Origin of the sequence: Olsenella sp. SW781 (genome assembly GCF_012027725.1) — a bacterium.
Classification (GTDB): Bacteria; Actinomycetota; Coriobacteriia; order Coriobacteriales; family Atopobiaceae; genus Thermophilibacter.
This window is the reverse complement of sequence record NZ_SJOU01000012.1, coordinates 27,091-48,437: the sequence shown is the minus strand read 5'-3', so window position 1 is coordinate 48,437 and position 21,347 is coordinate 27,091. Positions and strand designations below refer to the sequence as shown.

Below are 21,347 nucleotides of genomic sequence, written 5' to 3'. Positions count from 1 at the left end.
CGGGCGGGCCGTCCCGCCAGAAAAAACACTTGGCAGGTTGCGGGGCATGCGCTAGAATGACCTCTGCACGCGGGCGTGGCGGAATTGGCAGACGCGTACGGTTCAGGTCCGTATGGGGGCAACTCCATGAAGGTTCAAGTCCTTTCGCCCGCACCATGATTGTTTGGCCCCGGCTTCGCGCCGGGGCTTTTTTGTGCCGCGGGCCGCGGCCCGTCCCCTGTCACGGCTGCAATTAACGCGCACTCGTGCACGGTTCTTCTCGCGTTTGCCCAGTTGGCACTTTAGAACTCGTGCACGAGTGCGCGTTAATCTCCGGCAAGGGAAACCTCCTCCACCGTCACGAACTCGTCCCCTAGGAGGAGGACGTCCTCGGGGGTTCCCTCCCTCGCCTCCTGACGCGCCGCCATGGCACGGGCGTAGCGCGTCCCCGGCTCCCACGGGAGGAGCGACCAGATGAGTTCCTGGCGTTTCCGGGCGAGCAACGGGGACGCGAGCGCCAGGCGCACGTCCCCGAGCGATTGGCCGCAGAGCTCCTCGCAGGCCAAGGCAGCCTCGAGCATGACGGTGTCAAGCCCGCCGTCGGCAAACAGGTCGTCGGCGATGACGGGCAGGATTATCTTGCCGCGCGCGGTGAGCTCCCGGTTTCTCCTGAGGTCGTCGAGGTATTTCTCGCGCACGCTGCGCATGGCACCCATGCGCTCCTCGGCAGACTCGGCCCGAGCGATGGAGGCGAGGTCAAAGTGCCCGTACCCGTCATAGTTGAATCCCATGGGCGTTCCGTCCACCTCTATGTCAGGCACGCGCGACGCCCTCACTCCACGTTGCAGCAGCTCGGCCGTCGTCTCGTGGCGGACGTTGAGGGTCACGGGCCCCGCGCCGAAGCCCAGCTCGGTGACGGGCAGGCGGACGAGAAGCGCGAGAAGCGCCTCCGTGGGTGACCAGGCGTTGTCGGCGACATGCGCGAGGGTGCGACGGGCTTGGTCAACGCCGCGCAGGCCCGGGCAGCCGTCGAGAAACTCCGCGATTCTCGCCTTCGTCGTGGCCGGCTCGACGCCAAACGTCACACTGCCCGTTCGCGGCGAGCGCGGGTCGCGCGCGTAGGTGCCGCAGAGCTCGTAGCCTACGAGGGCGTGGACGATGGGGTGCATGACTCCCGCAAGCTCGAGAAACAGCAGCTCGGGGCCAACGGAGGCGACCTCCTCCCCCAAGCTGACGTAGGAGCCGGGCGGAATGTCGCCCCCGTGCACGGAGCTCCGGAAGAACGCGGCGCGCGGTCGCAAGCGCGCCTGCGGGACCACGATGTCAAGGGGGCGATCCCGGCTCGGCGGCGCGTCAATCGCGAGCGGGCCCTTCGGTATGATGCCGGCGGTCCAGCGTTTCCGCGGGGTGGGGTCCGGCGCGGCGAGGTCGGTTCGGGCGCCGGTCAGACGACCGTTCTCGCTTCGCTCACGCCGCAGCGCCCTCAGCGCGGACATCCGATTGACGGTAAGAAGCACGCCCCCTCCTCCCGACGAGCGGCTGATAGGGAATTAACGCGCACTCGTGCACGGGTTCTTAAATGCCAACTGGGCAAACGTAAGAAGAGCCGTGCACGAGTGCGCGTTAATCGAGAAGAACCTGCGGGCAGAGTCCGCTACTCGTCACCCTCGTCGTCGAAGAGGTCCCAGTCACCCTCGGACTTCTCGTGGTTGAAGTAGCGCTTCTTGGTGGTGCGCTCCATGAGCAGGGCGATGACGAGGCAGATCACGATGCCACCGCCGATGAGGCAGATGACGCCCATCCTGTCGTTGAAGAGCCATGTGAAGAAGTCGCCAATCGCCTGCATGCACCCTCCCGGGAACGCGTCGTTTCATCCGCACAAGTATATACTTGGAGGGCCGCGCGCGAGCGCCGGCGAAATGCACGCACCCAAAGCTAGGAGCCAGCATGCTCGACATCAAGTTCGTCCGCGAGAACCCTGACCTTGTGGACAAGGCCTGCGAGTCTCGCCAGAACGCCCACTGGGACCGCGAGAAGTTCTTCGAGCTTGACGAGGAGCGCCGCTCCGTCATCGCCGAGGTCGAGAAGCTCCAGGCCGAGCGCAACTCCGTATCCAAGCAGATCGGCCAGCTCATGCGCGAGGGCAAGAAGGACGAGGCCGAGGCCGCCAAGGCGCGCGTGGCCGCCAACAAGGACCGCATCGCAAGCCTGGACGACCGCCGCACCGAGGTCGAGGACGCCCTCTTTGACCTGGTGTCCCGCATTCCCAACATCCCGCACGAGAGCGTTCCCTACGGCAAGGACGACTCCGACAACCCCGAGGTGCGCCGCTGGGGCACCCCGCGCGACTTCTCCTCGGACGGCTTTGAGCCCAAGGCGCACTGGGACCTCGGCCCCGCCACGGGCATGATTGACTTTGACCGCGGCGTCAAGATCGCGGGCACGCGCTTCTACGTGCTCGGCGGCATGGGCGCCCGCATGGAGCGCGCCCTCATCAGCTTCATGGTGGACATGCACGTCAAGGCCGGTTTCAAGGAGTGGTGGATGCCCGTCATCACCAACCGCGAGACCCTCTTTGGCACGGGCCAGCTGCCCAAGTTCGAGGACGACCTCTACCACGTCAACCCCGACCTCTACCTCATCCCCACGGCCGAGGTCATGCTCACCAACCTCCATCGCGGCGAGGTCCTCGAGGCCTCCCAGCTGCCGCTGTGGTACACGGCCTTCACGCCGTGCTTCCGCGAGGAGGCGGGATCGGCCGGCCGCGACACGCGCGGCATCATCCGCGTGCACCAGTTCGACAAGGTCGAGATGGTCAAGTTTGCCAAGCCCGAGGACTCGATGAACCAGCTCGAGAGCATGGTCGGCGAGGCCGAGGCGGTGCTCCAGGCGCTGGAGCTGCCCTATCACGTGGTCACGCTCTGCACCGGCGACATCGGCTTCTCCGCATGCAAGTGCTACGACCTCGAGGTGTGGCTGCCCAGCTACGGCGCCTACAAGGAGATCTCCTCCTGCTCCAACTGCTGGGACTTCCAGGCCCGCCGCGCCAACATCCGCTACAAGGACCCGGCGGAGTTCAAGGGCACGCGCTACGTCCACACCCTCAACGGCTCCGGCCTCGCCGTTGGCCGCACGATGGCTGCCATCATGGAGAACTATCAGAACGCCGACGGCTCCATCACGGTGCCCGAGGCCCTGCGTCCCTACATGGGCGGCGTCGAGGTCATCCGTCCGGAGGCCTAGCGCCTTCCGCCCAGAGTGCTGCGGGGTCGTCCGTCACGCGCGGGCGACCCCGTTTTTCTTGCCGCTCTCACCGTTGACGGAAAAAGAACATGTGTTCCAAAAGAACAAATGTTCTGCTATACTGTTGGCGGGGACGAGAGGGAAGGCGGTTGCCATGGAAGAGCGTGAGATTGCCAGATTCGAATGCGCGGGCGACGTGCGGGTGATGCGCGTTGGCGCGGATGGCGAGAAGATCGTGGTGCGCGAGGACCTTTCCGGCCCGTCGGTTCTTCTCGCCTATGGCGAGAAGAACCGGACGCTCAGGGTATCGCTCGCGGCGGAGGACGCCGCACGGCTGCTGCGGCTGGGCTTCTGCGGGGGCGTTGACTCGCTGTGGAGCTACCTGTCGGACGAGGCGCATGACATCGTCGACCTGATGGATCTCTGCGACGGGCTGGGCGTTCCGTATGCGTTCTCGTCTGAGGGGCCGGGCGGCGTCCTGCAGTTTAGGCCGGCCCGTCGGTCAGATCAGGGCCCGGGCGCCCCGCCCGCGATCAGACTCGGCTGACGTTGAGCTCAAAGCTGTTGCTCTCCCCGCGGTAGGTGGCCACGGAGTACTCCACGGCCGTTCCGCTGGCGTCACGGGCGACAGTGTGGAAGAGCAGCAGCGGGTCTCCGGCCTCGACGTCGAGGAGCGCGGCGGCCGCGCCGTCGGCCTTGATGACCTCGAGGCGCCTTCGCGCCGTCATCACGGGGTTCCCGCAGGCGTCCATCGCGGCGTAGAGGCTCGACTCGTTGAAGTCGAACGAGTCGAGGCCGGGGTAGAGCGCGCAGGGGATGTAGCTCTCCACAAAGACGTTGGGCAGGTCGTCGGCATAGCGGAGTCGGACGAGCTTGAAGACGTCCTGGCCGCGGGTGAGCTCGAGGCGCTTCTCGACCTCGGCGTTCGCGCGCTCGCGCTTGAACACGAGGACCTTGGTCTTGGGGAGGCGCCCCGCGAGGCGCATGGCGTCCTCGAAGCTCGAGATGCTCATGGTGAAGGACTGGCTCACCTTGGGCTTGGTGACCACGGTGCCGCGACGCCTCCGCTTCTCAAGATAGCCGTCGCTGACGAGGATCTGGAGCGCCTGACGGATGGTGGGGCGGCTGACGCCATAGATCTCGGCGAGCTCAAGCTCGGAGGGGATGGTCTGCCCCTCGGGATAGGTGCCGTCCTTGATCTTTGAGAGGAGGTCGTCCTTGATTTGGTCGTAGAGGGTCATGGGATCCTGCCGTCGTGTGAGCGCGTTGATGCGTTGATTGTAACGCGCGCGGGACCCGCACAGAGCGCAGGTCCCGCAGGGGGTGGGGCATAAACAATCATTCAAAAGGCGCGGGCCTCTCCTAGAAGACGCCGAGGACGCACAGAACGCTGATGGCAACAGCAAGAATGACGATGACCTTGGTGGGGCTGTACTGCTTCTTGCCGAGCATCCACCAGGTCACGAGGACCGCGATGAGCGGGAGCAGCGCGGGGAAGACCCCGTCGAGGGTGGTCTGAAGCGGCTGCCACTCCTCGCCGAAGGGGATGTTCAGCGTGGTCGTGAGGGCAATGTTGCCCGCGGCAAGCGCGCCGACGACCATGATGCCGAGCACGTTGAAGGCGTCCATGATGCGTCTAGCGCTCTCGCCGACGATGACGTCGATGGCGCCCACGCCCAGCTTGTAGCCCGTGCGGTAGCTGATGAACGAGATGACGGGGCCGATGATGCCGTAGGCGACGATGTAGAAGAGCGGCCCGAGGGGGCTTCCGCCGTTGGCGAGGCTCATGCCAATGGAGAGCAGCGTCGGGACGATGATGCCCTGGATGATGGAGTCGCCGATGCCCGCGAGCGGTCCCATGAGCGTGGCCTTGATGTTGTTGGGCATCTCCTCGGAGACCTCGCCGCCCAGGGCGATGTTCTCCTCGAGGGAGGTCACGATGCCGTTGATGATCTGGCCGGTCTGCGGCTCGGTGTTGAAGAAGACCGAGTGGCGGACGAGGAGGCGACGCTTTGCCTCGGGGTCGTCGGCATAGTACTTGTTGGCGAAGGGGATGTACGACCAGGCGTAGGCGTGGCCCTGGAGCTTCTCGTAGCTCATGGAGGCGAGGTGGGTGAACGCCCAGCGCAGCCAGATCGTGTTGAGCTCCTTGTTGGTCAGACGCGGCTTTCCGTTGGCGCCGACGCCCTGCTGGGTCATATCGGTGGTTTCAGTGGCCATGGGAGTGCTCCTTTCCGGTGCTTAGAACAGGTCGTCGTCCTCGTAGACCGCGTGCGCGTCGGCCTCTGCCACGGCCTCTGCCGCCGGCTCTGCGGCGGACTTGCCGCTGGAGAGGAACACGAGGTACGCGACAAGCGCGGCGATGAAGACGATCGCGACCATCGAGAGGCCGGCGAAGGACAGGAGAACGAAGCCGGCGAGGAAGAAGATGAGCTGCATCTTGTCCTTGATGACGATGTTCATGAGCATGCCGATTCCGAGGGCGGGCAGGACGCCGCCGAGGACGGAGATGATGTGCGTGACGATCTCGGGAACGCTGTTGAGCAGCGCGTCGACGACGCCCTGGCCGAAGAAGACGATCAGGAAGACGGGGACCGCGCGGATGAAGAAGGTGCAGATCTGCGGGTAGACGATGTGCCAGAGGGTGATGCCGCGGTCGTCGTTGTTCTCCGCGGCGCGCGAGGCCCCGTTGTTGAAGAACGAGTAGAGCGCCATGCGCGTGTTATAGAAGATCAGGCCGAGGGTCTGGCCAATGAGCACGGAGAGCGTCACCGCGATCGCGGGGTCCTTGGTCGTGGCCATGGCAAGGCCGATGCCGCCGTACGAGGCGTAGGTGATCTCGGAGTTGGTGGCGCCACCGGTCGAGAGGTTGGCGATAAAGACGGCCTGGACGGCAACGCCGCACAGGACGCCCTGGGTGACGTCGCCAAACACGAGGCCGCAGAGCAGGCCGGCCACGAGCGGACGGCCCATCACGTAATAGCCCCAGCTCATGCCAAAGAGGCAGCAGCTCTCGATGGCGCCGAGGTAGCAGAACACGCCACACATGAGCGCGGGGAACAGCAGCGCGAGGTTCATGTCTTTCTCCCTTTCTCGTTAGGGGTCGCTACATTGCCTGGTACTTTGCCTTGAGCTCGGGCCAGGTGCGGATGGAGTCGTCGGGGAGCAGCTGGAACTGGATGTCCACGCCGGCCGCGGCGAGCTCGTCGAGGGCCACGACGTCCTCGTCGTTGAGCATCACGGTGTTGCCCATGTTCTTGGTGCCCTCGCGCGTGGCGTTGAGGTTGCCCACGTTGAGGACCCCGCCGTAGTTGCCGCCGAGCTTGGTGAGGTCGGCGAAGTTCCTGATGGAGTCAGAGATGACGAAGAACTTCTTCGGGGAGGCGCTTGCCTTGGCGAGGGCCTCGGGACCCTGGGCGAGGGTGTAGATGCCCAGCTTGAGCTTGCCGGCTGCGGCCTTGAGGACCTTGCAGCGCAGCTGGTCGGCAGCGACCTTGTCGCTGATCACGAGGATGGCGTCGGCGGGCTTGACGGCGACCCACCTCGTGGTCGTCTGCCCATGGATGACGCGATCGTCAACGCGTGCGAGCACAATGGCCATGTTCTTCTCCTTTCCTGAGCGCCCGGGGTGCGGGCGCCTTGCCTACGTCGCTAGAAGAGGTCGTCCTCGTCGTTCTCGGGCCCCTCGTCGGGGAGCTCGGCGGCGATCACGCCGCCCCGCCCCGCCTCGACGGCCACGCCGAGCACCTCATCGAGGTCGTCCGAGTCCGCGGCGGCGATTCCCACCTCGATGAGCATGGGGAAGTTTGCCCCCGCGACCACGCGAAGCTCCTCGGGATGCTGGAGGAAGAGGGCATACGCCTCGTTGTACGGCGTGCCGCCAATAAGGTCAGACATAATAAGCGTCTTTCCTTGGGCGAGCGATGCGTCGACGGCGGCGACGAGGCGCTTGCGAAAGTCGTCGATGCCGTGCTCGTCAAGCCCGACGGCGACGACCGGGGCGGGCTCAGCCACCATCATGTGCAGGGCGTCCACGAGTCCCTCGCAGAGTTTCCCGTGGGAAGCCACTACAATGTTCATATGCGCTCCTTTCGATCGCGTTGGTTGTAGTGAATCATATAAGTCAGACAAAAAATGTCCATATTGCAAGAATTGCGGTCCCATGAACGGTAGTAAAACAGACATAAACGGTACAAATAGAATATGACAGTCTAATAAGTCATCTATATGTTAGTATCAGCGCAAGGTCGAATCGAACGAAAGGACTGCCATGAAGCGCTATACGATTGATGATCTTGCCCGCCTCGTCGACCACACCAACCTGCACGCGGACGCCACGCGCGCGGACATGGAGAAGCTCTGCGAGGAGGCCAAGCGCTATCACTTCAAGATGGTCGCGGTGAACTCCGTCCAGTCCAAGCTCTGCTCCGAGCTGCTCGCCGGCACCGACATCCACACCGGCGCCGCCATCGGCTTCCCCCTTGGGCAGACCACCATCGCCGTCAAGGTGTTCGAGACCAGAGACGCCCTCGCCAACGGCGCGAACGAGATCGACTACGTGGTCAACCTCACCGAGGTCAAGGCCGGGAACTGGGACTACATCGAGGACGAGATGGCCCAGATCGTGGCCATCTGCCGCGAGGCGGACGTCCCCTCCAAGGTCATCTTCGAGAACTGCCTGCTCACCCAGGACGAGAAGCTCAAGCTCTGCGAGGTCGCGAGCAAGGTGCTCCCGACCTTCGTCAAGACCTCCACGGGCTTCTCGACCGGCGGTGCCACCGTCGAGGACGTCAAGCTCATGCGCGAGCACACGGACGAGCGCGTGAAGGTCAAGGCCGCGGGCGGCATTCGCACGGCGGACGACTTCCTCGCCATGGTCAGCGCCGGTGCGGAGCGCATCGGCTGCAGCGCCGGCATCCCCATCATCGAGGAGCTCAAGGCACGCCTCGAGGCCACGGGCGCCGACGCCTTCGAGCTCTAGGGGGCTGTGATGGGCCCGCTTCTGCTCAGGCCAAACTACATCTCCCCGGTGTGGTCGGGGCCGCGCGTCAACGAGGCGCGCGGCATTGCGGGGGAGACCCTCTACGGGGAGTCGTTCGACGTCTCCGTGCACGAGGGCCTCGTCAACACGGTCGAGGGAGGGCCCTTTGACGGCAAGCCGCTCGACGAGCTCGTTCGCACGCACCGCGCGGAGATCATGGGTGACCTTCCCGATGACGGTATCGTGCAGATCATCGTGATGGATGCGGGGGAGAACCTCTCCGTTCAGGTGCATCCGGACGAGGCCTATGCCCAGGCGCACGAGGGCGACCACGAGAAGACCGAGTCCTGGTACATCCTCGCGGCGGACCCCGGCGCCTTCATCTACTGCGGCACGACGACCGATGACGTGGCGGCCCTGCGCGCCTCCGCGGCGGATGACACGCTTGGCGAGAAGTACGGCCGCAAGGTACCCGTGTCCGAGGGAGACTTCGTCCTCATTCCGGCGGGGACGCTCCACGCCATGGGAAAGGGCGTCTTTGCGCTCGAGGTGGGAAGCCTCGGCTTCAAGACCTACCGCATCTGTGACTGGGGCCGGGGGCGCGAGCTTCACGTGCGCCAGGCCTTTGACGTGCTGAGGACCGACTCGCTTCCCACGCCCAACCATCTGGGCCCGTTTGACCCCCAGGCGTCCGCGGGCGTGCGTCGCGGGGTGACGCATCGACTCTTCGCCTCTGACGTGATCGACGTGCGCGGAACGTGGGAGCAGGCGATGGATGGCCGCTACGAGGTGCTTTCCTGCGTTGCGGGCTCCGCGCGCGTGCGCACCGCTGAGGGGGAGGTTGACCTGCCCTTCACGCGCTCGCTCCTCATGCCCGCAAGCGCCGGCTCCTATACGATTGAGGGGACGTGCCGGGTCCTGCGGAGCTATGCGGCCCGACCCGGCGAGGCGCTGTGACGGGGATGCTGACAAACGACCCGGTCACCATTGTCAGGAAGGAAGGGGCATGAAGCGGATTCTCATCACGGGCGCGCGCGGGTACCTTGCGAGCCTCGCGCGCCTCTACAACGCCGGGAGCTACGAGTTCTCCTGCATCTCCCACACCGACGTCGACTTTCACGATCCCGTCGGCGTGGAGGAGTTCTTCCGCGCGGCGGACTTCGACGTGTGCCTGCACATGGCCGCGGACGCGACGACGGCCCACTGCGAGCAGGACCCCGATGGCACGCATCGCGTGAACACCGAGTCAGCGATCGCCATTGCGCGCGCGTGCGCCGAGCGTGGCCGGCGCGTGGTTTTCATCTCCACCGAGCAGTGCTTCAACGCCTCGCCCGGGCCGGCGCCCTTCTCGGAGGATGACGAGCAGGTCTCGACGACGCGCTACGGCCAGCAGAAGATGGAGGCCGATGCCTGGATTCGCGAGAACGTGGACGACTATCTCATCCTGCGATTCTCGTGGATGTTTGGTCTGGCCATGCCTGGCGTGCGTCCCTCGCCCAATATCCTCACCAACGTGATGCGCGTCCTGCGCTCCGGGGAGCCCGCGGCCTTCCGCGTGCACGAGCGTCGGAACATGACCTACGCGCAGCGCTTTGCGGGGCAGCTGCCGCAGATCCTCGAGCTTCCGAGTGGGGCGTATCACTTCGCCAGCCAGAACGGGCGCACCACGTACGAGACCGCCCGGCTCGTGGCCGAGCGCCTCGGCTGTCCCGCGGGCGAGGTCGACCGTCTCGTCCTGCCCGACGAGACCACGTACGCGGACCGGCCGCGCGACTTCCGTCTGGCGTCGGACAAGATTCAGGCGGCAGGCATTGAGCTCGGGACCTTCGAGGAGGACCTTGACCTCTGCCTCGGGGACTTTGGTCTTAGGTAGGCAGCACGCGCTCCTCGTACGCACCCCGGCCACGGGTTCTTCTCGCCATCAGCGCTGACGCGAGAGGGGTTGGCTGGGGTGCGTACTTTATGTAGCGCGAAGGCATGCAAAAAGGGGCTCCCGAAGGAGCCCCTTACTTTGCGTGGTGCGGCGTATAGGATTCGAACCTATGACGCCCTGATTCGTAGTCAGGTCCTCTATCCAGCTGAGGTAACGCCGCGTGCAGTTGGATATATTGCCACGCCTCCCCCGGCGCGTCAAGCGGGATTTCAAAAAATGTTGGAGATGTGTGGGTGAGGAGGGGTGGCGTCCACGAGAAAGGCCCGCCCCGCAGCGCGGAACGGGCCCGAACAGTCTGGCGGAGAGCTGGGGATTCGAACCCCAGATAGGATTTGCATCCTATACTCGCTTAGCAGGCGAGCACCTTCGGCCTCTCGGTCAGCTCTCCAAACTGGTGCCTGAGCATCATACCGCACAACCGGTGAACTCACAACTATCGCGCAAGCAGGCGGGCGAGAAACGCAAAGAATGTCAGACGAGTCGATACCTGCGTCTTTTGCTTCCGGCCGGGTCGGTGGGCTCGACGGTTCCGTTATTAATGAGGCGCTTTAGGTGGCTGAGGACCGTCGAGCGCGCGAGCCCGGAGGCGTCCTGGATTTCACGGGTGCTCACCGTTCCACGATCCATGATCATTTGGATAATCGCCTCGTCGAGCTCGGCAGCCGAGAAACCCTGGCGCTCGGCGGTCGCCAGCCTTCTTCGCTCAAACACGATGGTGAATCGCCCTGGGCTGTCGTAAACGAGCGGGTCACGCATGAGCGCATCGGCGAGTGTCCGCTTTATCTCAACGTATCCCGTCCCCTTGTTCTCAACGACATAGCGCGCCCCGTGAAGATCGGATGGGTAGGGAGTGCTTGACAGGAGCTTGGACAGGAACTGATTTCTTGTCGAGGAAACTCCCGGCATCCCGAGCGTGTCGACTGTCACGCCGCCGAACAGCCCGCCGGGGTTGGTGATCTCTAGGCAGTCGGCGTACAGGTTAATCTGCACCTGACCCCCACGCGCCTCGGGAGAGTAGTCCCGGTGCATGAGCGCGTTGGCAAATGCCTCCCTAAGCGCCGCGGGGGGATAGTCGGGCAGGTCTTGGCGAAACGCCCCGCTCACGAGCGCTCCCGTGCGGGTGTTCCTTTCGATGACGGAAAGGGCTTGCGCCACCATGGTTGGTATAGATCCGCCGATCTCCTGCGAATCTACGTAGCGCCTGCCCGAGGAGAACGGGCTGTGACGCGTTCCGGGGAATTCCACGAACGTTATTCCAAGTCGCGGAAAGAATGTCTGTGGAAACACGCCTAAGGCGAGTAGGCCGGCGAGCGTCGGGCGATCCTCTCCATTGGAGTCGGTCCTGATTACCCGGAGGGCCCTGAGAGCGGCAGAGTCATCAAGTGAGCCGAACACTAGGGGGTTGAGTGAGCGCTCGCGGGCAAGCAGCTTGCCAATAAGGACGGAATCGAGGTCGCCTAAGGTTGCCTCGTCTACGACGTCCAGGTCATGCTTTGGCTGGGTGCGCTCCTCGCGAAGTCGGTCTATTTCGTATGGCGTGAGGTGACGGTCGCCGTCTCCAACACGTACGTAGGAGCCTTCGTATATATGGCTTGCGGTGATATAGCAGGGTTTTTCTGTGGGACGCATCTCTGGTATGTCGGCAACGACGACGGGCGTGCCCTGATAGGGGACAACTTCGATTCGAGGTGTTACGGGCGGGGTGAGCTGCTGGCGACACGCATTGCCCAGGGCGTCACGCATTGCGGGGGCATCGAAGTTCTCGACTGGCAAAAAGCCGTCCTGTTCGGAGACGCCCAGAATGAGCACTCCCCCTGACGTGTTGGCAAAGGCGGATATCGTTCTAAGGACATCTTTTGGGAAGCCGCCCTTCGCGCTCTTGACCTCGACGTTCGTAAGATCGCTCTCGATTGTGCGCATGAGGCCGAGGAGTTGCTCGGGGAGCCTGCTCGTCTCGAGGTCCATGAATCCTCCCAATAAGATGGATGGATAGACAGTGCAATGAACTGATATTAGCAAATTATAGACTGATAGACAGAAAGGATGGACTCATGGAGGGATAATATGGACTGAAGAGAGGCTGTTATGGAGCGTGAACCGGACGCAGCTCTATGACAGCCTGGCGAGAAACGCATCGTCCACGACGATGTCCTCCCGGTGGGCGGTGACCTTGTCCCACGAGAAAAGCGGCACGAGCTCGGGGGCGCTGCCCTCCCAGCCGGGCTCGGCAAGCCCCGCCGCGCAGGCGAGCGCGCTCACCACGCGCTCGGGCCGCACGCCGCGCTCCCGCAGGGCGCCGAGGTCGAGGTCCTTCTCGCGCTTTGCGAGGCGCCGCCCGTCGGGGGCAACGAGCAGCGGCACGTGGCCGTATTCGGGCGCCGCATACCCAAGGAGCCCGCCCAGATAGACCTGGCGCGCGCAGGAGCCCAGGAGGTCTCGTCCCCGCACCACCTGCGTCACGCCCATGAGCGCGTCGTCCACCACCACGGCGAGCTGATAGGCCACCACGCCGTCGCTGCGCCGCACGAGGAAGTCGCCGCATTCGCGCGCAAGGATCTCACGCTGCGGCCCATAGGCCAGGTCGCAGAACTCGACTACGCCCGCGGGGTCGTCGGCGTCGGGCACGCGGAGGCGCGTCGCGGGCGGCCGTTTCGCCGAGCGTCGGGCGACCTCGTCCGCCGAGAGCCCTCGACACGTTCCCGCATAGACCGGCGTGCCGTCGGAGGCGTGCGGGGCGCTCGCGGCGTGCAGCTCCGCGCGCGAGCAGAAGCAGGGGTAGGTCAGCCCGGCGTCAGCCAGTCGGTCGAGGGCCTCGGAGTAGGCCGCGGAGCGCTCGCTCTGCCAGTACGGTCCCTCGTCCCAGTCCAGCCCCAGCCAGCGGAGGTCATCGATGAGCAGCTCGGCGCGCTCGCGATTGGCTGCGCGCGGGTCAAGGTCCTCGATCCTGAGCACCATCTCTCCGTCCGCGGCACGCACGGAGAGCCACGCCACGAGCGCGGCAAATGCGTTGCCCAGATGCATCCGTCCCGAGGGCGTCGGGGCAAAGCGCCCGCGCACTTGCCTAAAAGGGGCCTGTCCCCTTTTAGGCAAGTTAGAGGAGCTGGTCGTAGACGTAGACATAGAACTCGTCCCTCTCGGGGTCAACGCCGGGCCAGTAGGCGCCGGAGCGGCGGCGCATGGCCTGCGTGAGGCCCTTGTGCTCGTAGAACCCAACGTCGCAGCTGTCGTCGGTGAGCAGGTGGTAGCCCGCGGCCCCGGACTCGCGCAGGTGGTCGAGGGCTGCCGAGAAGAGCCTCCCGCCGATGCCGAGCCTCTTGGCGTCAGGGGAGACGATGAGCAGCTTCACCGCCGCGTCGACGCCCGCGGGGTCTCCTGCGGCGTACTCGCGCTCGAGCTCCGCCTCCTCGCGCACGCCGTCCATCTCCGTGCGCACGGCCTCCGCGAGCTGCGGGTCCTTCTCGGCGGCTCGCGTGAGGCGAGTCTCGAGCTCGGTCCAGCCGGCGCCCTCGGGAGCCTCCTGGCCGCGCTCGGCGAGAAGGACCACGCCCAGGATCTCACCCGCGCGCTCGGCCACGAGCGACCACGTCGCCTGCGAGAGGTAGTGGGCGAGCTCGATCTGGCTCGCCGCGCGCTGGGCGGCCCCGTCGAACTCGGGGAGCCACGTGCGGCCGAGAAGCGCCGCCGCGCGCTCGAAGTCCTCCGGCGCAAAGGCGCGCCACGTCAACTTTTCCGTCTGCGTCATGTTGTCCTCCAGCTGCGGTATCGTAGAAGAGACGGTACAACATGTCGTCGTCAAACCCAAGGAGGGGCCATGGCAGACACTCCCATCAAGCGAGCGCTCGTCTCCGTCACGGACAAGACGGGCGTGGTCGACTTCGTCAAGGCGCTGGAGGACGAGTTCGGCGTCGAGGTCATCTCGACCGGAGGCACCGCGCGCGTGCTCGAGGAGGCGGGCGTCCACGTGGTGCCCATCGAGCAGTACACGGGCTTCCCCGAGATGATGGACGGCCGCGTGAAGACGCTGCACCCCAAGGTGCACGGCGGCCTGCTCGCCCGGCGCGACAACCCCGCCCACATGGCCGAGGCGGCCGAGCACGGCATCGGCATGATCGACCTCGTGTGCGTGAACCTCTACGAGTTCGAGAAGACCGTGGCCAAGCCGGACGTCACGTTCGACGATGCCATCGAGCACATTGACATCGGCGGCCCCTCGATGCTGCGCTCCGCGGCCAAGAACGCCGCCTCCGTGACCGTGGTCTCCGACCCGGCCGACTACGACGAGATTCTCGAGGAGATGCGCGCCAATGGTGGCTGCACCTCCCTCGAGCTGCGTCGCTACCTGCAGCTCAAGGTCTATGAGACCACGGCCAACTACGACGCGGCCATCGCCATGTGGCTCGCCGACCGCTACGACGAGGACTTCGCCGACGACGAGGCCGAGGACGAGCCCGCCATGCCCGAGGAGCTTGGCTTCTATCTCGAGAAGGTCGATGACCTGCGCTATGGCGAGAACCCCCAGCAGACCGCCGCGGTCTATCGCTTTGCCGACGACATGGCCGACGCCCTCTCCTCGGCGAACCCCCTCGTGGGCGCCGAGCAGGTCCAGGGCAAGCCGCTCTCCTACAACAACTACCTCGACGCGGACGCCGCGTGGAACCTCGTGCGCGAGTTCGACGGCCCCGCCTGCGTGATCCTCAAGCACCAGAACCCCTGCGGCTCCGCCGTTGCCGACGACGTCACCACGGCCTACGACCGCGCCTTCGCATGTGACCCCAAGAGCGCCTTCGGCGGGATCATCGCCTGCAACCGCGAGGTTCCCTACGAGCTGGTGGAGCACTTCGCCGACGAGAACAAGCAGTTCGTCGAGGTCATCATCGCCCCGAGCTACACGCCCGAGGCGCTCGAGCGCATGGCCAAGCGCCCCAACCTCCGCGTGCTCGCCACGGGCGGCGCCGAGGGCCACGCCGAGTTTGAGCTGCGCTCCATCGACGGCGGCGTTCTCGTCCAGAACGTCGACACCGTGAGCGAGGACCCCGAGACCTTCACCTGCCCGACGGAGCGCAAGCCCACGCCGGAGGAGATGGACGAGCTCATGTTTGCCTGGCGCGTCTGCAAGGGCGTGAAGTCCAACGCGATCCTCGTCTCCAAGGACAAGGCCGGCATCGGCATGGGGCCGGGTCAGCCCAACCGCGTTGACTCCGCGCTGCTCGCCTGCGAGCGCGCCGACGAGGCCTGCGAGCGCATGGGCGTGGAGAAGGGCGGCTACGCCTGCGCGTCCGACGCCTTCTTCCCGTTCCGCGACAACGTGGACGTGCTCGCCGAGCACGGCGTGACCTGCATCATCCAGCCCGGCGGGTCCAAGCGCGACGACGAGTCCATCGAGGCGTGCAACGAGCACGGCATCGCGATGGTCTTCACCGGCAACCGCCACTTCCGTCACTAGACTTGCCTAAAAGGGAACAGGCCCCTTTTAGGCAAAGCGCCCCGGACGGCCGAGATGCCGCCCGGGGCGCTTCGTCAGACGGCGGCGTGCAAAGGGGACAGGCACTTTTGCACGCGGACGCCGTGCAAAAGTGCCTGTCCCCTTTGCACGGTCGCGACGGGCTCGTTGGGGTACCCTACGGGAACGTGACGCAGACGTAGGGGGAGGACGCATGCAGCTGGAAGACACGACGCAGATGGACGGATTCAAGCTGGGGAGCCCTGCGCTCGTCTGCCGCTGGCGGCTCGCGAGCCGCGCGCTGCCGCTGGAGAACCGCCACCTTCGCGCGCTCGGGCAGCGAGTCGTGAACGGCGAGCTCGTTCCGACCGAGCTTGTCGCCTGGGCGAAGCAGCACATTGAGTGGACGCTCGCCGAGGGCGCCGCGGAACACCCCGATGGCGTGCTCATGCTCATCATCGACGGCGAGGGGAGGGCGGCCATGACCGTGGGGCCCTACGAGCCGCTGGCGCTGCGCTCCCCGTCGGCGCTCGCCGACCGCGCCCGAGCGGCGGGCGCTGAGGCGAGGAGCACGGGGGTTGCCCCGGAGTCGCTCTGGCTCGTCCGCGAGGAGGGGCTCATTTGGGGCATCGATGCCGACGAGCGCCCCTCCGGGGCGGCGACGCTCATGGCCGACCTCGCCAAGACCGTTGGCTTTGCGGTCGAGCGCAGGGCCGGGCTCGCGGAGGCCCTGCTGGCAGGAGAGGTCTCCTACGACGAGGTCCTTCTCGTCTCCGACGAGCACGGGATCGTGCCGGCGTCGGGCAAGGCGCAGCCACGCGCGGAGCGATTTGCCGAGGGGTATGCCAAGCTGCTCGCGTCGTCCGGAAGGCGCAGGTAGGGTGCCCTACGCTGCCGAGAAGCTCCAGATGTTCTGGGCCTCGGCGCAGATGGTCTCGAGGTCCCAGACGCGCATGCTGCGACCCACGCTGTTGGAGTCGTGCACGAGGACGTGGGTCCCGTCCGAGGCCATGCCCTCCACCACGATGTAGTGGCCGACGCGCGTGAACGTGCCGGGCTCCATGGCGCAGATGAGCGGGTGCCCCGCCTCGAGCGCCGCCTTGAGCTGGCTCTCGACGGCGGGAAGGGTCTGGCTGTAGAGGCCGAGCGTCGCGGCGCCCTCACTCATGAGCGTCCAGGCGCTGCCGTTGCCGTCGGTGGCGTAGCCGTTCTCGGTGCTGAAGGCGGCCATCTGAACGGGGTCGTAGTCGGTGCTGCCCGTCAGGTACACGTAGACCATCGTGAGCGCGGTGGGCCCGCAGCCCTGCTCGGCGAAGCTCCCTCCGCAGTACTCCGCGTCGGCCCACTGCGGGTCGATCTGGTAGAGGTAGGGCATCTCGCCCTTGCGCCACTCCTCGCGCGGCGTGCTCGTGATCGCGGGCTCGTCTGCCGTGGCGGGGATGCTCGTGTCAACGGGTCCTGAGGCCTCCGCCTTGCCGGGGCCCGATCCCAGCGAGCATGCCGCAACCAGCGCCAGCGCGATGACGAGAAGAACCCCGGCGCAGACGGCCGCCACGAGCGCGCGTCCCGCGCCGCCCTTCTTGCGCCCCCGCGGGCTTCCGCCGCGGGCAAGCGCCATGTTGCCGATGTCGTTCACGCCCGCCCTCCCGTCTTACGTACTGAAGGATTCTATCATGCGACTTCCGCCTGCCGCCGCGGGCCCATCTGCGCTCGTGGGGGAGGAGTCAGCCGGGCGTCACAATTTCACCACGAACCGGCCGGCCTGAGCCGCCGTCCTTCTCGCCCTGCGGAAGACGAGGCCCCGTCCTGCGCCGCCGTAGGGTAATCCCCCTCATTTCGGGGTATTTTACCTGCGATTTGTTATACGGGACGTTTTACGGCAAAAACCGCACGCTCGACCGATTTGCCGCCGAAGTCGTGAATAAAAACGCGCGTGCGGAGTACACTGTCACCATGCATGGGCCATTGGCCCGACTCAGTCATGTGTCTTGTGAGTGAGAGCTGCCTGAGGCCATGGGGGTCCTCAGGGGACCGGTTCGAAGGAGAGGATATGGCGCGTAAGTTTAAGTCCATGGACGGCAACGAGGCGGCGGCGTACGTCTCGTATGCGTTCACCGAGGTGGCGGGCATCTACCCGATCACCCCGTCGAGCCCCATGGCCGACCACGTTGACCAGTGGGCCGCTCAGGGCATGAAGAACGTCTTTGGCACGCCGGTCAAGGTCGTTGAGATGGAGTCCGAGGCGGGCGCCGCGGGCACCGTTCACGGCTCGCTCGGCGCCGGCGCACTCACGACCACCTACACGGCGTCGCAGGGTCTGCTCCTCATGATCCCGAACATGTACAAGATCGCCGGCGAGGGTCTTCCGGGCGTCTTCCACGTGTCCGCCCGTACCGTGGCCACCCACGCCCTCAACATCTTCGGCGACCACTCCGACGTCATGGCCTGCCGTCAGACCGGCTTTGCCATGCTCGCCGAGGGCAACGTCCAGGAGGTCATGGACCTCGCGCCGGTGGCCCACCTCGCGGCCATCGAGGGCAAGGTGCCGTTCCTGAACTTCTTCGACGGCTTCCGCACCTCGCACGAGATCCAGAAGGTCGCGGTCTGGGACTTCGACGACCTCAAGGAGATGCTGGACATGGACGCCGTCCAGGCGTTCCGCGACCACGCCCTCAACCCGGAGCACCCGCACGCCCGCGGCTCCCACGAGAACGGCGACATCTTCTTCCAGCACCGCGAGGCCTGCAACAAGGCCTACGACGCGCTGCCCGCCGTGGTCCAGTCCTACATGGACAAGATCAACGAGAAGCTCGGCACCAGCTACCACCTGTTCGACTACTACGGCGCCGATGACGCCGACCGCGTCGTGGTCTGCATGGGCTCCTTCTGCGACACGCTCGAGGAGGTCATCGACTACCTGAACGCCCACGGCGAGAAGGTCGGCCTCGTGAAGGTCCGCCTGTACCGCCCGTGGTCCGTCGAGGACTTCGTGGCCGCGCTGCCCGCAACCGTCAAGAAGATCGCCGTCCTCGACCGCACCAAGGAGCCCGGCTCCATCGGCGAGCCCCTCTACGAGGACGTCATCTCCGCGCTCTACGAGGCCGGCAAGACCGAGATCACCGTCGTCGGCGGCCGCTATGGCCTCGGCTCCAAGGACGAGCCGCCCGCGGCAGCGTTTGCCGTCTACAAGGAGCTCGAGAAGGACGCCCCCGCCCGCGAGTTCACCATCGGCATCGTGGACGACGTCACCAACCTGTCGCTCCCCATGGACCCGGACGCCCCCAACACGGCGGACCCGTCCACGATCGAGTGCAAGTTCTGGGGCCTCGGCGGCGACGGCACCGTCGGCGCCAACAAGAACTCCATCAAGATCATCGGCGACCACACCGACAAGTACGTTCAGGCCTACTTCCAGTACGACTCCAAGAAGACCGGCGGCGTCACCATCTCGCACCTGCGCTTCGGTGACTCCCCGATCCGCTCGCCGTACTACATCAACAAGGCCAACTTCGTTGCCTGCCACAACCCGTCCTACATCATCAAGGGCTTCCCGATGGTCCGCGACGTCAAGCCGGGCGGCACGTTCCTCGTGAACTGCCAGTGGTCCGACGAGGAGTTCGCCTCCCACCTGCCGGCCGTGGCCAAGCGCTACATCGCCAAGAACAACATCAACGTCTACCTGATCGACGCCATCGACCTCGCCGAGAAGGTCGGCATGGGCAAGCGCACCAACACGGTGCTGCAGTCCGCGTTCTTCTCGCTCGCGCAGGTGCTTCCCGCCGAGGACGCCATTCAGTACATGAAGGACGCCGCGGAGAAGTCCTACGCCAAGAAGGGCCAGAACATCGTCGAGGCCAACTGGAAGGCCATCGACGCCGGTGCCACCGCGTACCGCAAGTTCGAGGTTCCCGCCGACTGGGCCAACGCCGAGGACGAGAAGGTCGAGCTCACGCTCGAGGGCCGCGAGGCCATCGTCAAGCAGGTCCGCGAGCTCATGGAGCCCATCAACCGCATGGACGGCGACTCGCTGCCCGTCTCCAAGTTCGTCGACGTTGCCGACGGCCAGTGGGAGCTCGGCGCCTCTCAGTACGAGAAGCGCGGCGTCGCCGTCATGGTTCCGCACTGGGATGAGACCAAGTGCATCCAGTGCAACCAGTGCTCCTTCGTCTGCCCGCACGCCACGATTCGCCCGATCGTGATGAACGCCGAGGAGCAGGCTGCCGCCCCCGAGAACATGCGTCGTCTCGACCTCACCATCCCCAAGGGCACCGGCTACACCTTCACCATGGCGATCAGCCCGCTCGACTGCATGGGCTGCACCAACTGCGCGAAGGTCTGCCCGAAGGGCGCCCTCACGATGGTCCCGCAGGAGTCCGAGCTCGATCAGGCTCCGGTGTGGGACTACGCGGTGAACAAGGTCTCCGAGAAGAATGAGCTCGTGGCCGCCAACGTCAAGGGCAGCCAGTACGCCAAGCCGTACCTCGAGTTCTCCGGCTCCTGCGCCGGCTGCGCCGAGACCGCGTACGCGCGCCTCGTCACGCAGGTCTGCGGTGACCGCATGTTCATCTCCAACGCCACCGGCTGCTCCTCGATCTGGGGCAACCCGGCCGCTACCTCGCCGTTCAACGTCAACGCCTGCGGCCACGGCCCGGCGTGGAACAACTCCCTGTTCGAGGACAACGCCGAGCACGGCCTGGGTCTCGCCCTTGGCTATGACGCCGTCCAGGAGAAGGTCGTCGCCGAGACCGAGAAGCTCCTCCAGTCCGACTGCGCGTCCGACGCCCTGAAGGAGGCCGCGACCGCCTGGCTCGAGGCCCGCAACGACACCGAGGCCAGCAAGACCACCGCTGCCGCCTACGTCGCCGAGCTCGAGAAGGCCGACTGCGACACCGCCAAGGCCATCCTCGCCGACAAGGCCTACCTCACCAAGAAGGCCTTCTGGATCTTCGGCGGCGACGGTTGGGCGTATGACATCGGCTTCGGCGGCCTCGATCACGTGCTTGCCTCCGGCAACAACGTGAACGTCTTCGTCTTTGACACCGAGGTCTACTCCAACACCGGCGGCCAGGCCTCCAAGGCCTCCAACATCGGCCAGGTGGCCCAGTTCGCCGCGGCCGGCAAGGTGACCAAGAAGAAGAGCCTCGCCGAGATCGCCATGTCCTACGGCTACGTCTACGTGGCTCAGGTCGCCATGGGCGCCAACATGAACCAGACGCTCAAGGCCATCCACGAGGCCGTCTCCTACGACGGTCCGTCGCTCATCATCGGCTACAGCCCGTGCGAGATGCACTCCATCAAGGGCGGCGGCATGCAGAACTGCCAGATGGAGATGAAGAAGGCCGTGGAGTGCGGCTACTGGAACCTCTTCCGCTACAACCCGGCCGCGCCTGCGGGCAAGAAGTTCACGCTCGACTCCAAGGAGCCGGCTGGCGGGTACCAGGACTTCCTCATGAACGAGGCTCGCTACACCTCGCTCACCCGCTCCTTCCCCGAGCGCGCCAAGGAGCTCTTCGCCGAGAACGAGGAGGCCGCCATGGCTCGCTACGCGCACCTGCTCAAGCTCAAGGACCTCTACGCTGAGGCGTAAGCTCCTCTCGCTGAGCTGATTGCGCAAGCTGCGGCCCCCGGCATCGAGCCGGGGGCCGTTTTTTGTGGGCCCTCGGCGTCTGGCCGCGCCGCTGCGCCACTGGCGTCAGGCTTATTTGGCACGCGATCCACGCGTGCCAAATAAGCCTGACGCCAGTGGCGCGGTGGCGCGGCCAGACGCCGAG

At 65.7% G+C, this 21,347-nt stretch carries 19 protein-coding genes and 3 tRNA genes; 9 read left to right on the top strand and 13 right to left on the bottom strand.

Annotated elements, in window-relative coordinates:
- Nucleotides 1–69: 69 nt before the first annotated feature.
- Nucleotides 70–156, top strand: a tRNA-Leu gene (locus tag E0L17_RS07935).
- Between the two features lie 149 nt (nt 157–305).
- Here the strand turns inward: E0L17_RS07935 and E0L17_RS07930 are convergent.
- Both E0L17_RS07930 and E0L17_RS07925 read right to left on the bottom strand, forming a co-directional pair.
- Nucleotides 306–1,496 (bottom strand): hypothetical protein, encoded by a 1,191-nt coding sequence (locus tag E0L17_RS07930; protein WP_167930717.1) that lies wholly within the window; start codon nt 1,494–1,496, stop codon nt 306–308.
- A gap of 137 nt (nt 1,497–1,633) precedes the next feature.
- Nucleotides 1,634–1,825 carry a DUF6724 family protein gene (locus E0L17_RS07925; RefSeq protein ID WP_167930716.1) on the bottom strand — a complete coding sequence of 64 codons (192 nt, stop codon included), beginning with the start codon at nt 1,823–1,825 and terminating at the stop codon, nt 1,634–1,636.
- Nucleotides 1,826–1,926: 101 nt separating this feature from the next.
- On the opposite strand from E0L17_RS07925, the gene serS reads away from it, so the two are divergent.
- Both serS and E0L17_RS07915 read left to right on the top strand, forming a co-directional pair.
- Nucleotides 1,927–3,222: a serine--tRNA ligase gene (gene serS, locus E0L17_RS07920; RefSeq protein WP_167930715.1), complete on the top strand. Its 1,296-nt coding sequence runs from the start codon at nt 1,927–1,929 to the stop codon at nt 3,220–3,222.
- Between the two features lie 154 nt (nt 3,223–3,376).
- Nucleotides 3,377–3,769 carry a hypothetical protein gene (locus E0L17_RS07915; protein WP_167930714.1) on the top strand — a complete coding sequence of 131 codons (393 nt, stop codon included), beginning with the start codon at nt 3,377–3,379 and terminating at the stop codon, nt 3,767–3,769.
- On the opposite strand, the gene E0L17_RS07910 is transcribed toward E0L17_RS07915, so the two are convergent.
- From E0L17_RS07910 to E0L17_RS07890, 5 genes are all read right to left on the bottom strand, one after another.
- On the bottom strand, nt 3,756–4,463 hold the full coding sequence (locus E0L17_RS07910; RefSeq protein ID WP_167930713.1) for a GntR family transcriptional regulator: 708 nt from the start codon (nt 4,461–4,463) through the stop codon (nt 3,756–3,758). The two genes, E0L17_RS07915 and E0L17_RS07910, sit on opposite strands and share 14 nt — an antisense overlap.
- Nucleotides 4,464–4,584: 121 nt before the next feature.
- Nucleotides 4,585–5,442, bottom strand: coding sequence for a PTS system mannose/fructose/sorbose family transporter subunit IID (locus E0L17_RS07905; protein WP_206109072.1), 858 nt, complete (start codon nt 5,440–5,442; stop codon nt 4,585–4,587).
- A gap of 21 nt (nt 5,443–5,463) precedes the next feature.
- Nucleotides 5,464–6,300, bottom strand: coding sequence for a PTS mannose/fructose/sorbose/N-acetylgalactosamine transporter subunit IIC (locus E0L17_RS07900; protein WP_167930712.1), 837 nt, complete (start codon nt 6,298–6,300; stop codon nt 5,464–5,466).
- Nucleotides 6,301–6,328: 28 nt separating this feature from the next.
- Complete coding sequence (locus tag E0L17_RS07895) at nt 6,329–6,823, bottom strand: PTS sugar transporter subunit IIB (RefSeq protein ID WP_167930711.1); 495 nt, start codon at nt 6,821–6,823, stop codon at nt 6,329–6,331.
- A 50-nt stretch (nt 6,824–6,873) separates the two neighbouring features.
- Complete coding sequence (locus E0L17_RS07890; RefSeq protein WP_167930710.1) at nt 6,874–7,302, bottom strand: PTS sugar transporter subunit IIA; 429 nt, start codon at nt 7,300–7,302, stop codon at nt 6,874–6,876.
- Nucleotides 7,303–7,492: 190 nt separating this feature from the next.
- Between E0L17_RS07890 and deoC the strand changes: the two genes are divergently transcribed.
- The 3 genes from deoC to E0L17_RS07875 are packed head-to-tail and all read left to right on the top strand — an operon-like array spanning nt 7,493 to nt 10,076.
- Nucleotides 7,493–8,203, top strand: coding sequence for a deoxyribose-phosphate aldolase (gene deoC, locus E0L17_RS07885; RefSeq protein WP_167930709.1), 711 nt, complete (start codon nt 7,493–7,495; stop codon nt 8,201–8,203).
- A 9-nt stretch (nt 8,204–8,212) separates the two neighbouring features.
- Nucleotides 8,213–9,160 (top strand): class I mannose-6-phosphate isomerase, encoded by a 948-nt coding sequence (locus E0L17_RS07880; RefSeq protein ID WP_167930708.1) that lies wholly within the window; start codon nt 8,213–8,215, stop codon nt 9,158–9,160.
- A gap of 49 nt (nt 9,161–9,209) precedes the next feature.
- A complete protein-coding gene (locus E0L17_RS07875; protein ID WP_167930707.1) occupies nt 9,210–10,076 on the top strand; it encodes an SDR family oxidoreductase in 867 nt (288 codons plus the stop codon).
- 143 nt (nt 10,077–10,219) lie between these two features.
- Here E0L17_RS07875 and E0L17_RS07870 read toward each other — a convergent pair.
- The 5 genes from E0L17_RS07870 to E0L17_RS07850 all read right to left on the bottom strand — a co-directional run bounded on the left by E0L17_RS07870 (nt 10,220) and on the right by E0L17_RS07850 (nt 13,878).
- Nucleotides 10,220–10,296: transfer RNA gene (locus E0L17_RS07870), tRNA-Arg, on the bottom strand.
- 136 nt (nt 10,297–10,432) lie between these two features.
- Nucleotides 10,433–10,524, bottom strand: a tRNA-Ser gene (locus E0L17_RS07865).
- An 83-nt stretch (nt 10,525–10,607) separates the two neighbouring features.
- Nucleotides 10,608–12,101, bottom strand: a complete 1,494-nt coding sequence (locus tag E0L17_RS07860; RefSeq protein WP_167930706.1) for an ATP-binding protein — start codon at nt 12,099–12,101, stop codon at nt 10,608–10,610.
- A 144-nt stretch (nt 12,102–12,245) separates the two neighbouring features.
- The gene (gene gluQRS, locus E0L17_RS07855) at nt 12,246–13,256 is read right to left on the bottom strand and encodes a tRNA glutamyl-Q(34) synthetase GluQRS (RefSeq protein ID WP_167930705.1); all 1,011 of its coding nucleotides are present in this window, start codon (nt 13,254–13,256) and stop codon (nt 12,246–12,248) included.
- Nucleotides 13,228–13,878 (bottom strand): GNAT family N-acetyltransferase, encoded by a 651-nt coding sequence (locus E0L17_RS07850; protein ID WP_167930704.1) that lies wholly within the window; start codon nt 13,876–13,878, stop codon nt 13,228–13,230. Before E0L17_RS07850 ends, gluQRS begins: the two co-directional genes overlap by 29 nt.
- A gap of 69 nt (nt 13,879–13,947) precedes the next feature.
- Here E0L17_RS07850 and purH point away from each other — a divergent pair, with 69 nt between their 5' ends.
- Complete coding sequence (gene purH, locus E0L17_RS07845) at nt 13,948–15,579, top strand: bifunctional phosphoribosylaminoimidazolecarboxamide formyltransferase/IMP cyclohydrolase (protein ID WP_167930703.1); 1,632 nt, start codon at nt 13,948–13,950, stop codon at nt 15,577–15,579.
- Between the two features lie 211 nt (nt 15,580–15,790).
- Nucleotides 15,791–16,456, top strand: coding sequence for a hypothetical protein (locus tag E0L17_RS07840; RefSeq protein WP_286163377.1), 666 nt, complete (start codon nt 15,791–15,793; stop codon nt 16,454–16,456).
- A 6-nt stretch (nt 16,457–16,462) separates the two neighbouring features.
- Here the strand turns inward: E0L17_RS07840 and E0L17_RS07835 are convergent, their stop codons facing one another.
- Nucleotides 16,463–17,212, bottom strand: coding sequence for a C39 family peptidase (locus tag E0L17_RS07835; RefSeq protein ID WP_206109071.1), 750 nt, complete (start codon nt 17,210–17,212; stop codon nt 16,463–16,465).
- 414 nt (nt 17,213–17,626) lie between these two features.
- Here E0L17_RS07835 and nifJ point away from each other — a divergent pair, with 414 nt between their 5' ends.
- Nucleotides 17,627–21,163 carry a pyruvate:ferredoxin (flavodoxin) oxidoreductase gene (gene nifJ / locus E0L17_RS07830; protein WP_167930702.1) on the top strand — a complete coding sequence of 1,179 codons (3,537 nt, stop codon included), beginning with the start codon at nt 17,627–17,629 and terminating at the stop codon, nt 21,161–21,163.
- Nucleotides 21,164–21,347 lie beyond the last annotated feature (184 nt).